A 17,338-nucleotide genomic window follows, 5' to 3' on the forward strand; every position below is an offset into this window, starting at 1 on the left:
TGATGAGTCAGCGATTTTTTATCTAAAAATATCCCAGGACAAATGTGTCCTGGGATATTTTGTTAGTCATTTTTAGTTACGTTTTTTCTGCTTTCCGGCATTGCGGTTAGTCTTTGGTTTAGAAATAATTGGATCAGAAATATTCTTTTGACTTGCAGTAACATCTTTACGTTTTTTTGCTGCTGTATAGGCCTTTGGAGGATTATTTTTATATTCTTCCTCAATTTTTTGGCGCAATTTTGGCTTAAGGATATAAGTTGTGATAAGTTGTTGAATGATGCTAAAGAATCCACCCACAAACCAATACAAGCCAACTCCGGCTGGAAGGTTAAAGGACATAAAAATCATCATAATAGGCATGGTATACATCATTGTTTTCATTTGAGCACGTTGCTCTGGGGAAACAGCCTGCATAGATAACCAAGATTGGAAGAAATATAAGCTGGCTATAATAGCAGTTAATATCAAACTACGGCTACCAAGGTCAATTCCCATGAACTGGCTTGTTGAGACACCTTTTGTGTATTGGGCTGCAAAGTACATAGCAGAGAAGAAGGGCATCTGAATCAAAAGAGGTAAACAACCCATACCTCCCAGAATATTAACCCCCATTTCACGCTGAGCTGCCATTAATTCTCCCTGAGCAGCAATTTTTTCTTCCTGAGAAGAAGCATTTTTAATACGTTGGTTAATAGGCTCAAAAACAGGTTTCAAGTAGGCCATCTTTTCAGATTGATAACTTGCTTTCCATGATTGGTATAAGCCTAATGGTAAGATGATAGTTCTTACAATAATGGTTACAATAATAATGGCTAAGCCATAGCCTAAGTTAATATGGTTGGCAAAGTAATCAATGAAATAAGACATTGGCTTACCAAAGTAATCCCAAATAAAACCTTTTGGATTGCCATGAGAATCTCGACCAACACATCCACTTAAGGTAAAGAGAATGGATAGTGCAAGCCCTGAGAAGAGGATGCGATTTAATTTAATTTTCAATGTTATTGTCCTTTAGTTTTTAATATACTTATCTATTTTACTTTTTTTTTATCAATTTAACAATAGTTCTAAAGCCTGATTTTCTAATTGGATACTTTGAAATCATGATAGTCCTTAAAGTTTCCCATGGAAACATCAAGATAGGTTACTTTAGACCAGCTTGAGGGACCTTTTCTAATTTTTTGAATAAAGCTAGTCAACTTAGAAGAATCAGAAGATTGCGCTAAGATTTCCACAGTTCCGTCTTCATTATTCCAGACACGCCCATAGATATCTCCCATTTCTTGTGCTAGGGCATAAGTGGCATAACGAAAACCTACACCTTGAACCTTGCCAGAAATAATTAAGTGTACCTTTTTCATAGTAAGCCTCCATTAATCTTATTATAACATAAGATGTATTTTGCCTCTTTATTATAAGTTTCCTTCCTAAGCAGAAGGATTAGTCTCTTTGATGAGAACCAACTTATGGTATAATATGCACATGAAAATAAGTTCTAGAACAAACCCACTCATAAAACAAACAAAAAAATTACTGACCAAGAAGCATCGGAAGCATTCTTATCTCATTGAAGGTTGGCATTTAGTTGAAGAAGCTAAGAAAAGTAAGCAAGTCTTTCTACATATCTTTGTCTTAGAAGAAATGGTAGACCAGCTTGTTTCACTAGGAATTACTGAAGATCAAGCCAAGCTTATTGTGGTAGCAAAGGAAGTTCTGAAAGAATTAACAGATTCTCCTAACCCTCAAGGAATAATTGCTGAGATAGCAATGCCCCAGCTAGTATTACCTGAGACAAAAGAAGGGAAATACCTCTTATTAGAAGATGTTCAAGATCCTGGAAACCTTGGTACTATTATCAGAACAGCCCACGCAGCTAAGCTTGACGGCGTTATTATCTCTGAAAAATCAGCTGATATTTACAACCAAAAAACCCTTCGCTCCATGCAGGGAAGTCATTTTCATATTCCTGTATGGCGTACAGATGTATATGCTTTTTGCCAGAGGATGAAGCAAAAGGACATGCCTATTTTAGCAACTACCCTTGCTCAACATTCAATCACTTATAAAGAACTACCCTTGACCCCTAACTTTGTCTTGGTTATGGGAAATGAAGGAAATGGCATTAGCAGGCAAATGGCAGAGCTGGCCACAGTTTTGGTTCATATTGACATGCCAGGAAAGGCTGAGAGTTTGAATGTTGCAGTAGCGGCAGGAATCCTTATTTTCAGTTTGATTTAAGCAAATATGGTATAATAAAGGGGAGGTGATATGATATGGATTATAAAAAAGATTCAGAATTTATGGAACATGTAGGTTCTTTGATAGAACATCCTCGTTTCCAAAGACTAGACGGTATTGTACAACATCACCATTCCACTCGCTTAGAACACTCTATTAATGTTGCTTATACAAGTTATAGATTAGCAAAACGTTTTGGATGGGATGCCAAGAGTACTGCTCGCGGCGGTCTGCTTCATGACTTCTTTTATTATGATTGGCGCATCCAAAAATTCAATAAAAGCCATGCCTGGGTCCATCCCAGAATTGCCCTAAGAAATGCTAAAAAGTTAACAGATATCAACAAAAAAGAAGAAGATATTATTTTAAAGCATATGTGGGGAGCAACCATAGCCTTTCCTCGTTACAAGGAAAGCTATATTGTAACCTTGGTAGATAAGTATTGGGCAATCAAAGAAGCAGCCACGCCCCTACGTAAACACTGGGCAAACAGACGCATTCTTAAAAGAAAGACTCTAAATAGTCACAATCATTAAACAAATAAGGAAAAAGAGGAAAACTCATGAATGATAATATTATTTACAGTGAAACAGATGCTGGCTTAAGCCAGTTCTTTACTAAAATTTATAGCTTGGTTGGAATGGGAGTAGCACTATCTGCTTTTGTTTCTTACCTCATGCTTTACCCTTTTAGAGAAAACTTAATCGCTATTATAGCTAACCATCCTTGGGTTTATTTTGGGGCTGCTATCATCGAATTATTACTTGTATTTGTAGCAAGTGCAGCTGCTCGTAAAAATACCCCGGCTGCTCTGCCTCTCTTTTTAATCTATTCTGCTCTGAATGGCTTTACCTTAAGCTTTATCATTGCAGCCTATGCCCAAACAACTGTTTTACAGGCCTTTCTTTCCTCTGCTGCGGTTTTCTTTGCCATGTCTTTTATTGGTGCAAGAACTAAAAAAGATTTGTCAGGGATTCGTAAGGCTATGATGGCAGCAGTGATTGGGCTTATTATTGCTAGTCTTGTTAACTTATTTATTAGTAGTGGCATGATGAGCTATCTCATTAGTATTATTTCGGTTCTTGTTTTCTCAGGTTTAATAGCATCAGATAATCAAATGATAAAAAAAGTCTACCAATCTACAAATGGTCAAGTTGGAGATGGCTGGGCAGTTGCTATGGCCTTGAGTTTATACCTAGACTTTATTAACTTATTTATTAGTCTTCTTCGGATTTTTGGAAGAAACGATTAACGTTACTTGAAACTAGCTTGATAATAAGCTAGTTTTTTACATAAGAGCTCTGCTATTCTAGACAAAAGCCTCTTTTTGTTATTTGTAAAGCATGACTATTTTTGATATAATAAGGGGAATAAAAAACTAGGAGAAATGAGATTAATATGTCTACAGCTATTTGGATTTTAATAGTAATAATTGCCCTTGCAGGTGGCTTGTTTGGTGGTGTTTTTATCGCTCGTAAACAAATTGAAAAAGAAATTGGCGAGCACCCACGTTTAACCCCAGAAGCTATCCGAGAAATGATGAGTCAAATGGGCCAAAAGCCAAGTGAAGCAAAGATTCAACAAACTTATCGTAATATTGTTAAGCAATCAAAAGCTGCAACAAGCAAAAAGAAAAAATAAAGAATATTTGAGTGTAGGTCCTACTTTCTAACTCATTTATTTGGTAAAAGTGAACAGTCCTTAAAAAGAGAAGTGGGTAAGACTTTCTTTTTAATTCGATTTGTCAACTGTTCAGAGTTCAAAGAAAAACTCAGTTGGCTCTTTACCAATTGAGTTTTTTGATGTAAATAATGTAATTAGGAAGAGTGAAGATGGATAATAGACCAATTGGTTTTTTGGATTCAGGTGTTGGTGGCCTAACAGTTGTTCGAGAATTGATGAGGCAGTTACCACATGAAAAAATTGTTTATATTGGTGATTCTGCCAGAGCTCCTTATGGGCCCCGTCCAGCTGAACAAATCAGAGAATACACTTGGGAAATGGTCAATTTTTTACGGGCACAAGATGTCAAAATGATTGTTTTTGCCTGTAATACAGCTACAGCTGTTGCCTGGGAAGAAGTAAAAAAAGCCTTGTCAATTCCTGTCTTAGGTGTTATTTTGCCAGGAGCAAGTGCTGCTATCAAGGTCAGTTCGCAGGGAAAAATAGGGGTTATTGGAACTCCCATGACAGTTTCTTCGGATATTTACCGAGAAAAAATTCAACTATTAGCTCCTAACATTCAGGTATTAAGCCTTGCTTGTCCTAAGTTTGTTCCTATCGTAGAATCTAATGAAGCTAAATCCAGCCTTGCTAAAAAAATCGTTTACGAAAGTTTAGCTCCCCTTGTAGGCAGGGTAGATACCTTGGTTTTAGGCTGTACCCATTACCCTTTGTTGCGACCAATTATTGAAAATGTAATGGGACCTGATGTGGTTTTAATTGATAGTGGAGCAGAATGTGTCCGTGATATTTCTGTCTTATTGAATTATTTTCAGATTAATGCTAGCAGAGATAGCCTACTACCAAATCATCAATTTTATACAAGTGCTGGTGTCGAAAGCTTTCAAGAAATTGCCAATTCTTGGCTAGACGAAGAAATAAATGTGGAGGATGTTGAACTTTGACTGATAAAATTTACGAATATAAAGATGAAGAGAATTGGTTTATAGGGAAATGGAATGGCAATAACAGCATAAGAGCACTTGGTCACGTTTATGATGAAGCTTTATATCGTATTGAAAAAAAATTAGACTTTTTAAATCCTAGTATGTTTGACGACTCCAGTGACTCCATTAATGGTTACTCTGTTACAGTTGTGCGTAAGGAGTCAGATGCTGCTTTGATTGATTTTATTCTGGATATAATCCGTCAAGAAAGTGACAGAAATATAGAAGCTAAGTATTACAAAGATACAATTATTATTAGTGAAGATGGCATTATTCACGACATTATTATCCCTGAGCAGGGCATTGCTCTTGAGGATTTTTTATATTTCTCACAAGAAGATAGTGCTAAAACCATCTTAGTAGCAACGCGAAATGATGGCAAGACAAAAGAGTTTCGAGAGCTCTTTAAACAGTTTGGCTATAAGGTTGAAAATTTAAAAGATTATCCTGAACTTCCTGAAGTGGAAGAAACTGGTATGACCTTTGAAGAAAATGCTCGGCTGAAGGCTGAAACTATTTCTAAATTAACGGGTAAAATGGTTGTTGCTGATGATTCGGGCTTGAAAGTTGATATTTTAGGTGGTTTACCAGGTGTATGGTCAGCTCGTTTTTCAGGCCCAGATGCAACAGATGCTAAGAATAATGCTAAACTCTTGCATGAGTTGGCAATGGTCTTTGATCAGAAGAAGCGTTCTGCTCAATTTCATTCTACCTTAGTTGTTGCGGCACCAAATAAGGAAAGTCTAGTCGTGGAAGCTGATTGGCCAGGCTATATTGCTAACCAGCCAAAGGGTGATCAAGGCTTTGGTTATGATTCCCTCTTTATTGTTGGTGAAACGGGTCGCCATGCTGCAGAACTTAGTCCTGAGGAAAAAAACAAGCTCTCACACAGAGGCCTAGCCTTTCAAAAATTGATGGAGGTCTTTCCACAATGGCAAAGAAAACAATAATTGTAATGAGTGATTCTCATGGTGATCGGGAGATTGTCAGTAAGATTAAAAACAAGTATCTAGGAAAAGTCCATGCTATTTTTCATAATGGAGACTCTGAGTTAAACAGTTCAGATCCTATCTGGCAGGATATTTATGTAGTGGCAGGAAACTGTGACTATGATAATGGCTATAAAAGCCAATTAGTGACCAAATTAGGTCCATTTACTATTGCTCAAACACATGGGCACCTACAAGGGATTAATTTCACCTGGGATAAATTAGACTACTTTGCTCAAGAAGCTGATGCGGATATTTGCCTCTATGGACACCTGCATCAACCTGCAGCCTGGCAAGTCGGAAAAACTATCTTTATCAATCCAGGTAGTGTTTCACAACCTAGAGGCGAAATCAATGAAAAATTGTATGCGCGTGTGCAACTTTCTGATGATGTGATTACAATAGATTATTTTAATCGGGATCATGAGATTTATCCCCTTCTTTCTAAGGAATTTAAGCGATGATTGCAAAAGAATTTGAAACATTTATCCTCCAGCATTTAGATAGTTATCTAATTCCTGCTGCTGATTTAGCTATTTTTATTGATACTCATAATTCAGATCATGTCATGCTCTTACTGGTAAGCAATGGCTTTTCTAGAGTACCAGTTATCACAAAGGATAAAGTGTTTAAAGGCACGATTAGTATTTCAGATATTCTTGCTTATAAAGATAAGCATGGATTGACAGACTGGGAAATGAGATTAACAGATATTGGTAAAATGGTTAATACTAAGATTGCTGCGATATCGCATAGGGTAAACCTAACAGTGATTATGCATAAATTAGTGGAATTTCCTTTTTTACCAGTGGTTGATGACAAGAACCATTTTATTGGCATTATTACTCGAAAATCTATCTTAAAAGCCTTAAATAGTCTTTTACATGATTTTACAGATGATTATATGATAATAAAAAAAGATAAATGATGATAAATGATTTAGTAGAAGCCTTTTTAAAGCAAAAGAAACTGTCCCAGAACACTCAGAAATCTTACCGATATGATTTGTTGCAGTTTATTTCTTTGATAGAAGGTCATTTAAGTCAGGCTAGACTGGCTATCTATAAGCAACATATTAACGGACTTAGTTTGGCTGCTAAGAAAAGAAAATATTCTACCATTAATCAATTCCTGCTTTATTTATATCAGGTTAACTATAGTCAAGCTTATTATCAATTAGGAGACAAAATAAGATTACCTCAGTCGCAGCTACAAAAAGATTTAGAATTACTTGATAAAGACCTATTCTATAAGGAAAGCCAATATAAAGAAGGGCAATTGATTGCTCTACTTATCTTTGAGTTGGGCTTACGTCCTAATGAGTTAGCTGCTATAAGGCTTGTAGATCTTGATTTGTCATTTCGCATTTTGCAAGTAAATGATGGCCACAAAATTCGTATTTTAAAGCTTCCTAAAAGGCTTCTTCCTTTTATTGAAGCTAGGATGCAAGCTGGCACTTACTTGTTTGATAATAAGGGAAAGCCTTTATCTAGGCAGTGGTTCTTCAATCACTTAAAGACCTATCTAAATTCTCTAGGACTGGAGAAGATGACAGCCCAAAAACTCAGGGAACAGTATATTCTCTCCCAAAAAGCAGAAGGAAAGACAATAATGGAACTGAGTCAGCAACTAGGACTTAATAGTCCTATTACACTAGAAAAATATTTTAAAGCCTAATGGATATAAAATTAAAAGATTTTCAAGGACCACTTGATTTACTACTGCATCTGGTTTCCAAATACCAGGTAGATATTTATGACGTTCCTATTGTTGAAGTGATTGAACAGTATCTAGCTTATATCGAGACCTTGCATGCTATGAAGTTAGAAGTAGCTGGAGAATATATGCTCATGGCCAGTCAGTTAATGTTGATTAAAAGCAGAAGACTCCTACCTAAAGTTGTTGAGGCTGAACCTGATGACCAAGACCCTGAACTAGAACTTCTAAGTAAGATTGAGGAATATAGTCATTTTAAAGCAGTCAGTCAAGAATTAGGAAAGCAACATGATTGGCGAGCTCTTCACTACTCAAAACCCATGCAAGAATTAATTTTTGAAGATGCTATTTTAAACAAAGATAAGACAGTTACAGACTTATTTTTAGCTTTTTCTAAGCTTATGACTGTCAAACAGGAAGAATTCAAGCATAATCACACGGTTATTGAAAGAGAAGATTACCGTATTGAAGATATGATGCATGATTTAGAAGAAAGATTGGACCAGCAAAAGCAAGTTACCCTAAATAGTGTTTTTCGGGAGTGTACTGATTTAAATCAAGTTATTACCTTGTTTTTGGCAACCCTAGAATTAATTAAAATGCAGTATGTTAGGGTTATTCAGGAAGATAACTTTGCTGATATTATTTTGAAAAAGGAGTTCAAATGACCTATTTAGCTCAAATTGAAGCTTTGCTTTTTGTGGCTGGTGAAGAGGGTCTGAGTCTTAGGAATCTTGCTCATATGCTAGATTTAAAGCCTACTGCCTTGCAGCAACAGCTGGAAAAGTTAAGTGATAGGTACAAAGAGGATAAAAACTCTGCACTTTGTCTTTTGGAGACTTCACAGACCTATAAGCTGGTGACGAAAGAAGAGCATGCTCAAATCTTGAAAGCCTTTGCTAAGGCACCTATGAATCAAAGTTTATCTCGGGCTAGTTTAGAGGTTCTATCCATTATTGCTTACAAGCAACCCATTACTCGGATTGAGATTGATGATATCAGAGGGGTTAATTCTAGTGGGGCTCTAAGTAAGCTACTAGCCTTTGAGCTGATTCAGGAGGCTGGGAAAAAAGAGGTTGTGGGCCGACCTCATTTATACAAGACAACAGATTATTTTTTGGACTTTATGGGAATTAATGACCTAGATGAATTAATCGATGCTTCAAATTTAGCTATTCAAGATCAGGAAGTGGCCTTGTTTCAGATGAATGACTAAGTTGCCAGAAGATTTATAGAAAAGAGAAAAGATGAGAATAAATAAATATATTGCTCACGCTGGAATTGCCAGTCGTCGTAAAGCGGAATCCTTAATCAAAGAGGGATTGGTTACCATTAATGGGGAAGTTGTTACTGATTTGGCAACTCTTGTTAAGTCAGGAGATAAGGTTGAAGTTGAAGGAAGCCCCATTTATAATGAGGAGAAGGTCTATTATCTTCTGAATAAGCCTCGTGGTGTTATTTCTAGTGTCTCTGATGATAAGGGGAGACGAACTGTTATTGATTTACTGCCCCAGGTTAAGGAAAGAATCTATCCTGTAGGGCGTTTAGACTGGGATACTTCTGGGCTTTTGATTTTGACTAATGATGGTGATTTTACTGATAAAATGATTCATCCACGTAATGAAATTGATAAGGTGTATCTTGCCCGTGTTAAGGGGATTGCATCTAAGGAAAACCTTCGTCCTTTAACACGTGGGATTGTCATTGATGGTAAAAAAACCAAGCCAGCCCGTTATAATATTATCCGTGTTGAAGCTGATAAGAATCGTTCTATTGTTGAATTAACCATTCATGAAGGACGTAATCACCAGGTTAAGAAAATGTTTGAGTCGGTAGGACTTTTGGTTGACAAGTTATCACGTACCCAGTTTGGGACCTTGGATTTACAAGGATTAAGACCTGGAGAAGCTAGACGTTTATCTAAAAAAGAAGTTAGTCAACTTCATAATGCAGCAAATACAGACAAATGATTAAACAAACTCTTATCTTCTTTGTAAGGTTATATCAGAAGTATATTTCTCCTTTGACACCAGCTAGCTGTCGTTATCGGCCTACTTGTTCAAATTACATGATAGAGGCAATTGATAAGCATGGAGTAAGAGGTATTTTGATGGGAATTGCTAGGATTTTGCGTTGCCATCCATTTGTTAAGGGTGGTGATGATCCAGTTCCAGACTACTTCAGCTTAAGAAGAAATCATAAAGATTAATGTTGCAAATACTTTATAGTTAGCATCTTTTGAAACCATAAACTTTTATCCTGTGAGAGAACAAATCTGTTCTCTTTTTGATATGGTTTTTTAAAAGTTAAGTTTTATAAGCTACTTTAGTTAATTGATTTCATTTTGAAAAATAAGAGAGGTCTTTCTTTTTTTAACTTAGATGAGTTGGTAAAAAGGGAAATCCCTTTATTTATAGGTGTTTAAGACGAAAACTAGAAGCAGTATAATGAGTTTTTGAAAAATTGGTACATACTGTCATTATTTTGCATATAAGCTCTAAAAAATGACCTTGTTTTTACCCTAATTTAGGTTACCTTTAAAGAGACGAGGTATTTGTTACATTAACTTAGGAGGGGGTTTAGTCTTATTTATAACAAATATGTCTTGTCGAATGAAGAAAATTAGGGGATTATCATGAATAGAAGAATTACTGTTATATTTACTTTTTTTGTTTTTGCTCTTGTGTCTTTACTAGCTTGTAGAGTGGTTAATGCGGATACCAATCAATTAGAACCAAGTGTTGAAGATAGTCGTATTTTTCAAGAATTAACCAAGCTAAGAGAATATGATGAAAAGGGCTTGCCTTATATCAACATCGAGGAAGCCAATCGTCAAGGATTAAGCCAAGAAGCTATCTATGTAGGAGAAAGACTTAATACGCTTACTGCAGACATGAAAAGAGAAGGGAAAGAAGTGGTTATTCGCAGGGTTAAAAGGTCCTTGTTGCCGGTAGCTTCTTATGGAAATTTTTGTGGCAAGGGCAATAATGGCTATGATAGCCCAGCAATTGATGATTTAGATCAGGCGTGTTACCACCATGATCTTTGTTTTCAGGGATTTGGACAGGATAATCAAACCTGTAATCAAGAATTCCGTGACAGATTAGAGCCTATTTTGGCTTCCAATGCTTGGTACACTTACAAGGGGGCCTATGCTCGTGCAGCCTATGCCTTGTTTTACTAGGAGCTAGGTATGGATTTACTATGGCTTGTGGTCATAAAAGGATTAGTAATCTTATTTTTACTTGCTTTAACCTACGTTGCGTACTTATTACTTTCTAAAATTAAAAACAAAGTTCCTAGTATTATAAAGGCTTTACTAATGATAAGCTATGGCTTCTTTTTGTTGGGAATTATCTATCTGCTTGCTTTTGTGGTTATGTTTGGCTACAATTCCTAAACTATTATTAGAGCAAGCTTACAAAAATCATAAAATCATTGACAAGGCTTTTTAAAGTGCTATAATAAAAAATAAGTATTCGTTGATTTAAATCAAACCTGTTATGATTTAAGTTAAGGAGTGACCACCAACCACATTGTTTGCTGAGCTTGACTCCGAGCAGTGTGGTTTTTATGATGAAAAAAAGTGAGAAAATCATGACAAAAGACTTTGAAACAAGTAGTTACCGACAAGAAAATTCTAAAAACCATGTGGTTTTATTTCAACCTCAAATCCCGCAAAACACAGGTAATATTGCCAGAACCTGTGCCGCAACAAATGCTCCCTTGCATATTATTAAGCCTATGGGTTTTCCTATTGATGACCGTAAAATGAAAAGAGCTGGCTTAGATTACTGGGATAAGCTAGATGTGAGATTTTATGAGGATTTGGATGACTTTTTGAATCACTGTCAAGGGCAGCTCCATCTGATTAGTAAATTTGCTGAAAAAACCTATTCTGAAGAACATTTTAATGATAATCAGAACCACTATTTTCTCTTTGGGAGAGAAGATAAGGGCCTGCCAGAGGACTTTATGCGTCAGCACCCAGATAAGGCCTTAAGAATTCCCATGAATGATCAACATGTCAGAAGCCTCAACCTTTCTAATACCGTCTGTATGATTGTCTATGAGGCTCTTAGGCAGCAAGCTTTCCAAGGCTTGGAGCTAAGCCATACCTATGAACATGATAAATTAAAGTAGCAGCAAAAAGTTTTCCTAGGCTTAAAGCTTACTTGTGCTTAAGGAGTAGATAGGGAACTATCTGCTTCTTTTTTAATTTAAAAAGCTAAGCTCTTGATAAGTTGCCTTAAATCTGCTATTCTATAAGTGTCTTCAGGGCAGGGTGTGATTCCCGACCGGCGGTGACTAATCAGTGATTAGAAGTCCGCGAGCGCAAGCTGATGTGGTGTAATTCCACAACCGACAGTATAGTCTGGATGAGAGAAGACCGGGTTTTTTGAGCGGCTTTTTTGCTACTCAAATACGAAGGAACTTCTTTCAATTTGAAAAAATTGGAGGAATTTTTTATGTCAAAAACACATCGTTTGGTAATGCTTGCCATTTTATCTGCTATTTCATTTATCCTGATGTTTTTCAGTTTCTCGATTATTCCAGGAGCTGGCTTTCTCAAGATTGAATTTAGCGTTATTCCTGTCCTCATAGGACTTGTTCTGCTTGATTTGAAGAGTGCTTATATTGTTTTAATCATGCGTTCACTCTTGAAATTAGTCTTAAACAACAGTGGGATTAATGATATTATTGGTTTACCAATGAATATCCTTGCCTTGGGCATTTTTGTAACTGTCTTTGCCCTGCTTTGGAATTCCAAACGAAAGAAGAAGGACTATATTAGGGCAAGTATCTTTGCTACAGCTGCCCTAACAGTCTCTATGCTATTTTTAAACTATATTTATGCCATTCCCTTATATGCAAAATTTGCTAACTTTGATATTGGAGCTTACATAGGAATTATCAAGTATCTACTAACTATGGTTCTTCCTTTTAATCTCCTTGAAGGTTTGGTCTTTGCTTTTGCTTTTTATTTTGTTTATATAGCTTCTCAACCAGTACTAGAAAGGTATACTGCTTAATTTATGATTAACAAACAAAACTACTTCATGCGGGCCTCTTTTGCCTTCTTAATTTTTGTTATCCTAGGCTATTCTGTCAAATTTTATCCAGAATCCTTAGCTTTTTTGGACATCGCTGTGCAAGAAGCCGTGCGAGGCAACCTTCCTGATAACTTAACGGAGTTCTTTAAGTTTATTACCATTTTTGGAAATGTCCTTACGCAGTTTGGAGTTGTTATTTTGGTAGCTGGCTTATTCCTCATTAAAAGATGGCGAACAGAAGCACTCTTTTTAATTACTGGTGCTAGTGTGTCAGGCTTAGCTATTGTTATCTTTAAGCTGCTTTATAAGCGTACCCGACCTGAAATTGAACATCTGGTCCATGCAGGTGGTTTTTCCTTTCCTAGTGGGCATTCGCTGGGTTCTATGGTCATCTATGGGATTATCTTAATTGTGATTCATGAGCGTGTCACTTCTAAAGGCCTTAGGTGGTTCTTGGAGTGTATCTTTGCTCTTTTAATCTTATTGATTGGTTTGTCACGGATTTATCTAGGGGTGCATTTCCCTACAGATGTTTTAGCTGGTTTTATTATTGGCTATGCCTTGTTGAATGTTTTTTATCCCTACTATGTGGAAAGACGTTTTAAATGGCGTTTTCAGTCTAGGCAGGATTAAAGTCTTTAAAGCAACTTGATGGGTTGCTTTTTATAATTTCCTTGCTTTATACCTTCCTTCTTATTTTATGCTAAAATAAGGGTATGAAGAAGCGATATCAGACACTCAATGATTATTACCGGCAGCTTTTTGGCCAGAAGATATTTAAGGTTCCTATTGATGCAGGTTTTGACTGTCCTAACAGGGACGGTACAGTTGCTCATGGGGGTTGTACCTTTTGTACGGTCTCTGGTTCAGGAGATGCCATTGTAGCACCAGATGCACCTATTAGGGAGCAATTTTATAAAGAAATTGATTTTATGCATAGAAAGTGGCCAGAGGTTAAGAAGTACCTTGTCTATTTTCAAAATTTCACTAATACCCATGCTAGTCTTGAGACCATCAAAGAACGTTATGAACAGGCTATCAATGAACCAGGGGTTATCGGAATTAATATCGGGACACGCCCAGATTGTTTACCAGATGATGTTATAAGTTATCTAGCAGAGCTTTCAGAGCGAATGCATGTTACAGTAGAGTTGGGCTTACAAACGACTTATGAAAGCACCTCAAAGCTGATTAATCGGGCTCATTCTTATGACCTTTATAAGGAAACTGTTAGGCGTTTACGCAAGTATCCCAAGATAGAAATTGTCTCCCATCTGATTAATGGTCTACCAGGGGAAAGTCGGGCCATGATGCTTGAAAATGTCAGGCGCTGTGTCACAGATAATGATATTCAGGGAATCAAGCTCCACTTGCTTCATTTGATGACTAATACACGTATGCAAAGGGATTACCATGAGGGACGCTTGCAGCTTTTAAGTCAAGAGGATTATGTCTCTATTATTTGTGACCAACTAGAAATCATCCCTAAGCATATTATTATCCACCGGATAACTGGGGATGCACCTAGAGATATGTTGATTGGGCCCATGTGGAGCTTAAACAAATGGGAAGTGCTCAATGCCATTGATCAGGAAATGGAAAAAAGAGATAGCTATCAGGGTTGCCGCTCTGCCATTCTTTAAAATTGGAAAGGAAAGAAATGTGAAAAAACCTATTCAAATGTCCCATGATTTTTTGGCAGAAATAGTGACCAAAGAAAGTGTTTTTGTGGATGCCACGCTGGGAAATGGTAATGATAGCCTCTTTTTTGCTCCTTTAGTGAAAAAGGTTTTTGCCTTTGATGTGCAAGAGGCTGCTATTGAGGCAAGTCGGGCTAAGTTAGAAGCAGCAGGCCTTGATAATGTAGACTTGATTTTAGATGGTCATGAACATCTGGATAACTATCTGGATAGTCTCGATGCAGCTATTTTTAATCTGGGTTATTTGCCAAGTGCTGATAAGTCTATTATTACACAGGCTACGACGACCCTAGAAGCCTTGTCTAAGATTTTAGTAAGACTCAAATCAGGTGGCCGGGTAGCCATCATGGTCTATTATGGTCACAAAGGAGGCCAGGAAGAAAAAGACAGCCTCTTAGACTTTGTCAGTCAGCTCAACCAAAAAGACTATACTGTTATGATTTATCAGGCCTTGAACCAGATCAATCAACCTCCTTTTCTTTTAATGATTGAGAAATTAAGCTAGTTCCTTTATACCTTATCTTATATTTTAGAAGCTTTATGGCCATAGCAGAGCTTAAAAGGAAGTTTCTTGTTTCTAGGTATTAATTTAGCTAGCAAGTTTATTAAAGTGTGGTATAATGGACTTATTATATATACATTTAGGAGTAACAATTAATGGAAGACCCTGTGAGTCAGCCCTTATATTTTCAATTACTATTGCTGATTATTTTTACAGTGCTTAATGCATTTTTTTCGGCCAGTGAAATGGCACTGGTTTCTCTCAATCGTTCCCGGGTGGAACAAAAAGCAGGTGAAGGGGATAAACGCTATATCCGACTTCAGGCTGTTTTAGAGCAACCTAACAACTTTTTATCAACTATTCAGGTAGGGATTACCTTTATTAGTTTACTACAGGGGGCTAGCTTGTCAGCTTCCCTAGGCCGAGTAATTTCATCCTGGTTGGGTGGTTCTGCCACTGCACAAACTGCAGGTAGTATCATCTCATTGATTTTCTTAACCTATGTGTCAATTGTTCTGGGAGAACTATATCCTAAGCGGATTGCTATGAATTTAAAGGATCGTTTAGCCATTATCTCAGCTCCAATTATTATAGTTGTGGGTAAGCTAGTTAGTCCTTTTGTCTGGTTCTTATCAGCTTCTACCAATCTTTTAAGTCGGATAACGCCAATGACTTTTGATGATGCTGACGAGCAAATGACCCGTGATGAAATTGAATACATGCTCTCAAATAGTGAAGCCAGTCTGGCTGCTGAAGAGATTGAAATGCTCCAAGGGATTTTTTCACTGGATGAATTAATGGCACGTGAAGTCATGGTTCCTAGAACAGATGCCTTTATGATTGATATAAATGATGATGCTCTGGAAAATATCCAAGCTATCCTTAAGCAAAGTTTTTCCCGCATTCCTGTCTATGATGCTGATAAGGATAAGGTTATTGGCCTGATTCATACCAAGAGGTTATTAGAGGCTGGTTTCAAAAATGGCTTTGCTAATATCAACATGCGTAAGATTTTACAGGTGCCCCTTTTTGTACCAGAAACCATCTATGTAGATGACTTGCTAAGACAGCTAAGAATTACCCAGAACCAAATGGCTATCTTATTAGATGAATATGGTGGCGTGGCTGGTCTGGTTACCCTTGAGGATTTACTAGAAGAAATTGTTGGTGAAATCGACGATGAAACAGACAAGGCAGAAGAATTTGTTCATACCATAGGCGAAGATACCTATATTGTTGTGGGTACCATGACCCTCAATGACTTTAATGAATATTTTGAAACAGAGCTTGAAAGTGATGATGTGGATACTATAGCTGGTTTTTATATAACAGGTATTGGCACTATCCCTAGTCAGGAAGAAAAGCTACCCTTTGAATGTGACAGTGAAGGCAAACACTTGCTCCTTATTAATGATAAGGTCAAGGACGGCCGCATCACCAAGCTAAAATTAACAGTTTCTAATATAGAACAGAATATTGAGGAAGACTAGGACAATACCTAGTCTTTTTTGTGAAAAATGATATAATGAAAATGTAAAAACGTTTACAAGTATAAAGGAGAGATCATGGCAGAGATAGATTATGGACAAGTAACTGGAATGATACATTCAACAGAAAGTTTTGGTTCTGTTGATGGGCCAGGTATTCGTTTTATTATATTTATGCAAGGCTGCAAGATGCGCTGCCAATACTGCCATAATCCAGATACTTGGGAAATGGAAACCAATAATTCTAAGGAAAGAACAGTTAATGATGTCTTAAAAGAAGCCTTGCAATACCGCCATTTCTGGGGTAAAAAGGGAGGCATTACTGTTTCAGGTGGTGAAGCCATGTTGCAGATAGACTTCATTACAGCCCTCTTTATAAAAGCCAAGAAACTGGGGATTCATACCACCCTTGATACCTGTGGTTTTACCTACAGAGCTACTCCTGAATACCATAAGCAATTAGAAAAATTGCTGGCTGTCACTGACTTAATCCTCTTGGATATCAAAGAAATTGACCCAGAACAGCACAAGCTGGTTACTAAACAATCTAACAAGAACATCCTCCTCTTTGCTCAATACCTATCTGATAAGGGGATTCCTGTCTGGATAAGACATGTCCTAGTACCTGGCTTAACAGATATTGACGAGCATTTAGAGGCACTTGGAGACTTTGTAGCCACCTTAAAGAATGTTGATAAGTTTGAGATTCTGCCTTATCACACCATGGGGGAATTTAAGTGGCGTGAGTTAGGGATTCCTTATCCTCTGGCAGGGGTTAAGCCGCCTACAGCTGAGCGGGTTCAAAATGCTAAAGAGATTATGAAAACAGAAACCTATACGGAATATATGAACCGGGTCCACAGCTCCTAAGCTGTCAATTAATTCTTACAGTACTCTTTTGCTTTTAGTTTATTTACTAAAAGGCAAAGGGTACTTTTTGACTGTCTGTAAAAATAGCTGTTAGAGCTGGTCTTAGGTAGACA

Annotated in this window: 24 protein-coding genes and 1 riboswitch; of the genes, 22 read left to right on the plus strand and 2 right to left on the minus strand. The window is 37.1% G+C overall.

The genetic code is table 11. The annotated features are described in order from the left end of the window. Positions 1–72: 72 nt before the first annotated feature. Positions 73–999, minus strand: coding sequence for a membrane protein insertase YidC (gene yidC / locus A3GU_RS0100205; RefSeq protein ID WP_018365516.1), 927 nt, complete (start codon positions 997–999; stop codon positions 73–75). 83 nt (positions 1,000–1,082) lie between these two features. Continuing rightward, positions 1,083–1,361: an acylphosphatase gene (locus A3GU_RS0100210; protein WP_018365517.1), complete on the minus strand. Its 279-nt coding sequence runs from the start codon at positions 1,359–1,361 to the stop codon at positions 1,083–1,085. Positions 1,362–1,482: 121 nt separating this feature from the next. On the opposite strand from A3GU_RS0100210, the gene A3GU_RS0100215 reads away from it, so the two are divergent. The 22 genes from A3GU_RS0100215 (at position 1,483) to pflA (ending at position 17,225) form a co-directional block, all read left to right on the plus strand. Further along, complete coding sequence (locus tag A3GU_RS0100215) at positions 1,483–2,238, plus strand: TrmH family RNA methyltransferase (RefSeq protein WP_026216397.1); 756 nt, start codon at positions 1,483–1,485, stop codon at positions 2,236–2,238. 35 nt (positions 2,239–2,273) lie between these two features. Beyond that, positions 2,274–2,774, plus strand: a complete 501-nt coding sequence (locus A3GU_RS0100220; RefSeq protein WP_018365519.1) for an HD domain-containing protein — start codon at positions 2,274–2,276, stop codon at positions 2,772–2,774. 26 nt (positions 2,775–2,800) lie between these two features. Next, complete coding sequence (locus tag A3GU_RS0100225; protein WP_018365520.1) at positions 2,801–3,490, plus strand: Bax inhibitor-1/YccA family protein; 690 nt, start codon at positions 2,801–2,803, stop codon at positions 3,488–3,490. Between the two features lie 146 nt (positions 3,491–3,636). After that, positions 3,637–3,879 carry a YneF family protein gene (locus A3GU_RS0100230; RefSeq protein ID WP_018365521.1) on the plus strand — a complete coding sequence of 81 codons (243 nt, stop codon included), beginning with the start codon at positions 3,637–3,639 and terminating at the stop codon, positions 3,877–3,879. Positions 3,880–4,070: 191 nt separating this feature from the next. Then, the gene (gene racE, locus A3GU_RS0100235) at positions 4,071–4,865 is read left to right on the plus strand and encodes a glutamate racemase (protein ID WP_018365522.1); all 795 of its coding nucleotides are present in this window, start codon (positions 4,071–4,073) and stop codon (positions 4,863–4,865) included. Continuing rightward, a complete protein-coding gene (locus A3GU_RS0100240) occupies positions 4,862–5,857 on the plus strand; it encodes a nucleoside-triphosphate diphosphatase (protein ID WP_018365523.1) in 996 nt (331 codons plus the stop codon). Before racE ends, A3GU_RS0100240 begins: the two co-directional genes overlap by 4 nt. Continuing rightward, the gene (locus tag A3GU_RS0100245; RefSeq protein ID WP_018365524.1) at positions 5,839–6,360 is read left to right on the plus strand and encodes a metallophosphoesterase; all 522 of its coding nucleotides are present in this window, start codon (positions 5,839–5,841) and stop codon (positions 6,358–6,360) included. The genes A3GU_RS0100240 and A3GU_RS0100245 overlap by 19 nt, the downstream gene beginning before the upstream one ends. Further along, a complete protein-coding gene (gene cbpB / locus A3GU_RS0100250) occupies positions 6,357–6,824 on the plus strand; it encodes a cyclic-di-AMP-binding protein CbpB (RefSeq protein WP_018365525.1) in 468 nt (155 codons plus the stop codon). Before A3GU_RS0100245 ends, cbpB begins: the two co-directional genes overlap by 4 nt. Continuing rightward, positions 6,821–7,573, plus strand: coding sequence for a site-specific tyrosine recombinase XerD (gene xerD / locus A3GU_RS0100255; protein WP_245537471.1), 753 nt, complete (start codon positions 6,821–6,823; stop codon positions 7,571–7,573). Before cbpB ends, xerD begins: the two co-directional genes overlap by 4 nt. Next, positions 7,573–8,280 carry a segregation/condensation protein A gene (locus A3GU_RS0100260; protein WP_018365527.1) on the plus strand — a complete coding sequence of 236 codons (708 nt, stop codon included), beginning with the start codon at positions 7,573–7,575 and terminating at the stop codon, positions 8,278–8,280. The genes xerD and A3GU_RS0100260 overlap by 1 nt, the downstream gene beginning before the upstream one ends. Next, entirely contained in the window at positions 8,277–8,828 is a 552-nt protein-coding gene (gene scpB, locus A3GU_RS0100265) for an SMC-Scp complex subunit ScpB (RefSeq protein ID WP_018365528.1), read from the plus strand. The genes A3GU_RS0100260 and scpB overlap by 4 nt, the downstream gene beginning before the upstream one ends. Positions 8,829–8,859: 31 nt before the next feature. Continuing rightward, positions 8,860–9,582, plus strand: coding sequence for a pseudouridine synthase (locus A3GU_RS0100270; RefSeq protein ID WP_018365529.1), 723 nt, complete (start codon positions 8,860–8,862; stop codon positions 9,580–9,582). Further along, positions 9,579–9,821 (plus strand): membrane protein insertion efficiency factor YidD, encoded by a 243-nt coding sequence (yidD, locus tag A3GU_RS0100275; protein WP_018365530.1) that lies wholly within the window; start codon positions 9,579–9,581, stop codon positions 9,819–9,821. The genes A3GU_RS0100270 and yidD overlap by 4 nt, the downstream gene beginning before the upstream one ends. A gap of 426 nt (positions 9,822–10,247) precedes the next feature. Continuing rightward, positions 10,248–10,796: a phospholipase A2 family protein gene (locus A3GU_RS10385; RefSeq protein ID WP_018365531.1), complete on the plus strand. Its 549-nt coding sequence runs from the start codon at positions 10,248–10,250 to the stop codon at positions 10,794–10,796. Positions 10,797–10,805: 9 nt separating this feature from the next. After that, positions 10,806–11,012: a hypothetical protein gene (locus tag A3GU_RS0100290; protein ID WP_018365532.1), complete on the plus strand. Its 207-nt coding sequence runs from the start codon at positions 10,806–10,808 to the stop codon at positions 11,010–11,012. A 197-nt stretch (positions 11,013–11,209) separates the two neighbouring features. Next, positions 11,210–11,755, plus strand: coding sequence for a tRNA (cytidine(34)-2'-O)-methyltransferase (locus tag A3GU_RS0100295; RefSeq protein WP_026216398.1), 546 nt, complete (start codon positions 11,210–11,212; stop codon positions 11,753–11,755). A gap of 124 nt (positions 11,756–11,879) precedes the next feature. Next, positions 11,880–12,007, plus strand: a riboswitch (FMN riboswitch). Positions 12,008–12,081: 74 nt separating this feature from the next. After that, a complete protein-coding gene (locus A3GU_RS0100300; RefSeq protein ID WP_018365534.1) occupies positions 12,082–12,645 on the plus strand; it encodes an ECF transporter S component in 564 nt (187 codons plus the stop codon). A gap of 3 nt (positions 12,646–12,648) precedes the next feature. After that, positions 12,649–13,299: a phosphatase PAP2 family protein gene (locus tag A3GU_RS0100305; RefSeq protein ID WP_018365535.1), complete on the plus strand. Its 651-nt coding sequence runs from the start codon at positions 12,649–12,651 to the stop codon at positions 13,297–13,299. 83 nt (positions 13,300–13,382) lie between these two features. Continuing rightward, positions 13,383–14,309, plus strand: coding sequence for a tRNA modification radical SAM protein MnmL/YtqA (gene mnmL / locus A3GU_RS0100310; RefSeq protein WP_018365536.1), 927 nt, complete (start codon positions 13,383–13,385; stop codon positions 14,307–14,309). A 19-nt stretch (positions 14,310–14,328) separates the two neighbouring features. Further along, positions 14,329–14,871, plus strand: a complete 543-nt coding sequence (gene mnmM / locus A3GU_RS0100315; protein ID WP_018365537.1) for a tRNA 5-(aminomethyl)-2-thiouridylate-methyltransferase MnmM — start codon at positions 14,329–14,331, stop codon at positions 14,869–14,871. Positions 14,872–15,023: 152 nt separating this feature from the next. Beyond that, positions 15,024–16,358, plus strand: a complete 1,335-nt coding sequence (locus A3GU_RS0100320) for a hemolysin family protein (protein WP_018365538.1) — start codon at positions 15,024–15,026, stop codon at positions 16,356–16,358. 75 nt (positions 16,359–16,433) lie between these two features. Continuing rightward, entirely contained in the window at positions 16,434–17,225 is a 792-nt protein-coding gene (gene pflA, locus A3GU_RS0100325) for a pyruvate formate-lyase-activating protein (protein WP_018365539.1), read from the plus strand. Positions 17,226–17,338: the final 113 nt, after the last annotated feature.

It is taken from the genome of Streptococcus didelphis DSM 15616 (assembly GCF_000380005.1).
GTDB lineage: Bacteria > Bacillota > Bacilli > Lactobacillales > Streptococcaceae > Streptococcus > Streptococcus didelphis.

What these genes read in the sequence shown, in the direction of transcription:
- A3GU_RS0100210 (WP_018365517.1), bottom strand. Translation starts at nt 1,361, where the DNA reads ATGAAAAAGGTACACTTAATTATTTCTGGCAAGGTTCAAGGTGTAGGT.
- A3GU_RS0100215 (WP_026216397.1), top strand. Translation starts at nt 1,483, where the DNA reads ATGAAAATAAGTTCTAGAACAAACCCACTCATAAAACAAACAAAAAAA.
- A3GU_RS0100220 (WP_018365519.1), top strand. Translation starts at nt 2,274, where the DNA reads ATGGATTATAAAAAAGATTCAGAATTTATGGAACATGTAGGTTCTTTG.
- A3GU_RS0100225 (WP_018365520.1), top strand. Translation starts at nt 2,801, where the DNA reads ATGAATGATAATATTATTTACAGTGAAACAGATGCTGGCTTAAGCCAG.
- A3GU_RS0100230 (WP_018365521.1), top strand. Translation starts at nt 3,637, where the DNA reads ATGTCTACAGCTATTTGGATTTTAATAGTAATAATTGCCCTTGCAGGT.
- racE (WP_018365522.1), top strand. Translation starts at nt 4,071, where the DNA reads ATGGATAATAGACCAATTGGTTTTTTGGATTCAGGTGTTGGTGGCCTA.
- A3GU_RS0100245 (WP_018365524.1), top strand. Translation starts at nt 5,839, where the DNA reads ATGGCAAAGAAAACAATAATTGTAATGAGTGATTCTCATGGTGATCGG.
- cbpB (WP_018365525.1), top strand. Translation starts at nt 6,357, where the DNA reads ATGATTGCAAAAGAATTTGAAACATTTATCCTCCAGCATTTAGATAGT.
- xerD (WP_245537471.1), top strand. Translation starts at nt 6,821, where the DNA reads ATGATGATAAATGATTTAGTAGAAGCCTTTTTAAAGCAAAAGAAACTG.
- A3GU_RS0100260 (WP_018365527.1), top strand. Translation starts at nt 7,573, where the DNA reads ATGGATATAAAATTAAAAGATTTTCAAGGACCACTTGATTTACTACTG.
- scpB (WP_018365528.1), top strand. Translation starts at nt 8,277, where the DNA reads ATGACCTATTTAGCTCAAATTGAAGCTTTGCTTTTTGTGGCTGGTGAA.
- A3GU_RS0100270 (WP_018365529.1), top strand. Translation starts at nt 8,860, where the DNA reads ATGAGAATAAATAAATATATTGCTCACGCTGGAATTGCCAGTCGTCGT.
- yidD (WP_018365530.1), top strand. Translation starts at nt 9,579, where the DNA reads ATGATTAAACAAACTCTTATCTTCTTTGTAAGGTTATATCAGAAGTAT.
- A3GU_RS10385 (WP_018365531.1), top strand. Translation starts at nt 10,248, where the DNA reads ATGAATAGAAGAATTACTGTTATATTTACTTTTTTTGTTTTTGCTCTT.
- A3GU_RS0100290 (WP_018365532.1), top strand. Translation starts at nt 10,806, where the DNA reads ATGGATTTACTATGGCTTGTGGTCATAAAAGGATTAGTAATCTTATTT.
- A3GU_RS0100295 (WP_026216398.1), top strand. Translation starts at nt 11,210, where the DNA reads ATGACAAAAGACTTTGAAACAAGTAGTTACCGACAAGAAAATTCTAAA.
- A3GU_RS0100300 (WP_018365534.1), top strand. Translation starts at nt 12,082, where the DNA reads ATGTCAAAAACACATCGTTTGGTAATGCTTGCCATTTTATCTGCTATT.
- A3GU_RS0100305 (WP_018365535.1), top strand. Translation starts at nt 12,649, where the DNA reads ATGATTAACAAACAAAACTACTTCATGCGGGCCTCTTTTGCCTTCTTA.
- mnmL (WP_018365536.1), top strand. Translation starts at nt 13,383, where the DNA reads ATGAAGAAGCGATATCAGACACTCAATGATTATTACCGGCAGCTTTTT.
- A3GU_RS0100320 (WP_018365538.1), top strand. Translation starts at nt 15,024, where the DNA reads ATGGAAGACCCTGTGAGTCAGCCCTTATATTTTCAATTACTATTGCTG.
- pflA (WP_018365539.1), top strand. Translation starts at nt 16,434, where the DNA reads ATGGCAGAGATAGATTATGGACAAGTAACTGGAATGATACATTCAACA.